This is a genomic window from Acetobacter tropicalis (assembly GCF_001580915.1).
GTDB classification, from domain to species: Bacteria; Pseudomonadota; Alphaproteobacteria; order Acetobacterales; family Acetobacteraceae; genus Acetobacter; species Acetobacter tropicalis.
Map to the genome: position 1 here is coordinate 1 of NZ_LHZQ01000096.1, position 2954 is coordinate 2954.

4 protein-coding genes are annotated in these 2954 nt (G+C 55.2%); all 4 read right to left on the reverse strand.

From position 1 onward, the window contains the following. Positions 1–17: 17 nt before the first annotated feature. A complete protein-coding gene (locus tag AD944_RS00765) occupies positions 18–584 on the reverse strand; it encodes a hypothetical protein (protein WP_045541746.1) in 567 nt (188 codons plus the stop codon). Positions 585–677: 93 nt separating this feature from the next. Next, positions 678–896, reverse strand: a complete 219-nt coding sequence (locus AD944_RS00770) for a hypothetical protein (RefSeq protein ID WP_045541745.1) — start codon at positions 894–896, stop codon at positions 678–680. Between the two features lie 261 nt (positions 897–1157). Beyond that, entirely contained in the window at positions 1158–2405 is a 1248-nt protein-coding gene (locus AD944_RS00775) for a helicase-related protein (protein WP_045541744.1), read from the reverse strand. A gap of 124 nt (positions 2406–2529) precedes the next feature. Continuing rightward, a partial coding sequence (locus AD944_RS17195) for an HNH endonuclease (protein WP_282956211.1) occupies positions 2530–2954 on the reverse strand: 425 nt, incomplete at its 5' end.

Genomic DNA, 2954 nt, shown 5'->3' on the forward strand with positions numbered 1-2954 from the left:
AATGTGAGGTATTGCGCTTAAACGGCCGTCCACATAAGAAGGTCGAGAAAGATACAGACCGGGGTGATTCCGACACGACGGTAAAAGGCTTCACGCCACTCGAAGCGCTCCAGCCCCCTCAACTCGTGGTCGTTCCGGGTAATGCGATTGGGTCCACAAGAACCGATAACCTCGATAAAGCAGGCAGCACTTCTCCTGCGGAATGTCAGGTCTGCCTTCTCCGCTCCGAGATCAGCCATGATCGGTTGATGGAGATCAATTTCCATATCCTCGTGCTTCAAAGACTCAAGGATCTGGTAAACGACACGTTCGGGAAGGGATTCCAGGATCTTGCCGTTGGACGCGATCTTCCCTGTCGGCGGCAGATCGGGCCAGGGCGCCCGCGCCTGAGCATCGACACGGGCCCAGTCCCGCTGACCAGACTCACCGATGAAGACCAGATGCTGGCCAGCCGGCCCGAGATACCGGCAGATGGCCTCACTCGGTGGGGCACCGAGAGCACGGGCCAGGTCCCGATAGGTGATCAGATCAGCTTCGGTGGGGTGAAAACGGGACGGCGTGGCATCGTCTGAGAAACGAGACATTATTTATTTTCCTGAAGGAATGAAAACAGGCGCGACATGAGCGCGCCTGTAGATGAAAGAAACGGGTGTGGGTGTGGGCGACGATTGAGAGCGTCAGTCGCAGCGAGGGCTCTCGCCATCCAGAATCTTGCTGGTCACGCACCGGACCTTGCGCCCGATCATCCGGGTCAGGATAACGACGCCTTCTAGGATGCAATCGTCCGTATTGCCAGCAAGGGACTGACTCAGGGCAAAGTCGAGCAACCCGTGCAAAGCAACCAGCTGCACAAGATCCGCCTCCACTGCGGATGAAATTGTTGTGTGATCTGACATTGATTTTCTCTTTTACAAATATTGCGGGACAAGGAACCCACACGCAAAAAACCGATACCAGATCGGAAAAGAACAAAATCCTTTGGGGAATTTAGGGTGTGAGACCTCAAAGCCCGGGAAAAATCAGGATCAGATCACACAATAAAAACAGACAGAGAAATACTACACCGTTAACCCTGCCAGAGCTCGCAAGACTCGTTTCTGAAAAATGCCGGCTTAATCCATTATAGATTCGAACTGATCGTATCAGCCTGAAAAGCGTTACTGTTTTCTCGACCGCGGAAGTGCCCGCTTTCGCGTGGCTGCGACCTGGGTGTTCTTTGCAACTTCTGTCAGCTGGGCTTCAGACATCAGGGCGGCGATCACACGGCTTCGTACACTGACATCGGAGCCTTCGATGCGCCTGCCGGCAATACCAGCCTTTTCGTCGAGGATCGTGTTGATGTTGGCAAGTTTTTCAATCAGCACCTTGGCCACATACTCATCCAGATTCTGCCTGTCCGGTATATGCGCCAGCAGAGTGATGATGTGATAGCCTTTCGCCGTCTGACCTGCCCGGTGTCCGCGATCCTCGGCCTGATGCATCGCCGCCGGCACCCAGTCCAGTTCGACAAACACACAGGTATCAGCACGATGTAGGGTCAGAGCCTCACCCGCTGCATTGATCGAACCCAGAAAGATCTCGACTTCCCCTTTCTGAAACACTCGTTCCGCTTCCGCGCGCTCACGATCGGGCGTCTCGCCATGGACCGTCACAACGGATCGGCCGCGCCTGCGAAGCTGTTTTTCCAGTTCCGCAATCACGCCACGATGATGCGCGAAGACCAGACATGCCCCTTTCGCCTCGACCACGTCATCAATCAGATCCACCGTGGCCGGATTGGCAATCTTGGCAAGACCCAGCCATTTGCGGGCAGATGAGAGGAGACCCATGATGGCCTTTACAATACCGCCGGATGTAGCGCCCCCCGCAATCGCCCGCCCAAGCGTCTGAGCGATCTGAGCCATGACCTCGTCATAGTGCCACAGGGCTTCCCCTTGCGGTGCGATCTCCACCCACTGCCTTATCTTGTCCGGCAGATCGAGCACATCGGCCTTGAGCCGTCTCACCATGATCGTCTTGAAGATTTCCGCTACTGCTGCATCCTGCGCAGCATTTCGGTCCGATCTTCGCTGACCCTGGGCCAGTGCTCCTGCGAGACGGTCTCTGGCACCCGGAAGAATGGCCTCGATCAGGCTGGCCCCCTCTCCGCCGTGGTTGCGCAAAGGGGTGCCGGTCAGGAGAACCGCACCCCGTGAGCGATCCTCGATAAGGGTGCGAACAGCACGGGTACGCCCGGCATCCCTGTTCTTGATACGATGGGCCTCGTCGGCAAAAACCACGTCGGGTTGCCACGCCATCAGCGCATGCAGCATTTCGGAAGACAGGCGTCGGCCCATCCGATGCAGGAGCGTCATCGTCTGGCGGCTGATCCCCCGACCGGCTGGCATCACCAGATTGCGTAACACATTTCCAATCTCGGCATTAATTCTTGCGGTAGGGTAGGATACGTGGTCTCATAAGGGTTTCCCGTTATCCCCCCTCCGAACCGGACTTGCAGTTTTCGCCGCATCCGGCTCTCCATTTGCAGTATTAAACAGCAAAGCGATTATCTGACAATGTCCCACAATGAAGGTCGGTGTGACAGGTTTTGCAAAGCACCAATGTCTTGCGTTGCCGCTGTATCATCAGTTGCTTCCACTTTTCTGTCCCCTTTGAGACATCCTTCAGTTTCCTGACATGATGGATCTCAAAAGGTCCGTTCTCATCGCCGCAGTCTTCACATCGATGCGCACCTAAACGCGTTAGAAGCTCAGACCGTCCATCAAAATTGAAGAGGTTGGGCTTTTTATCCACGTTCATGGGAATGTCAGACTTTCTCCGATCTATCAGTGAATAGACGCGAAGATAGTCGATTTCCCCATTTTTCTCGAATCTCAAGGAGCGACCATCGTTCCTTATTCGCCGAAACCACTTCGCCCATGTTTCGCCATGCTTCCGTCCCAAGGTTTTGTAGA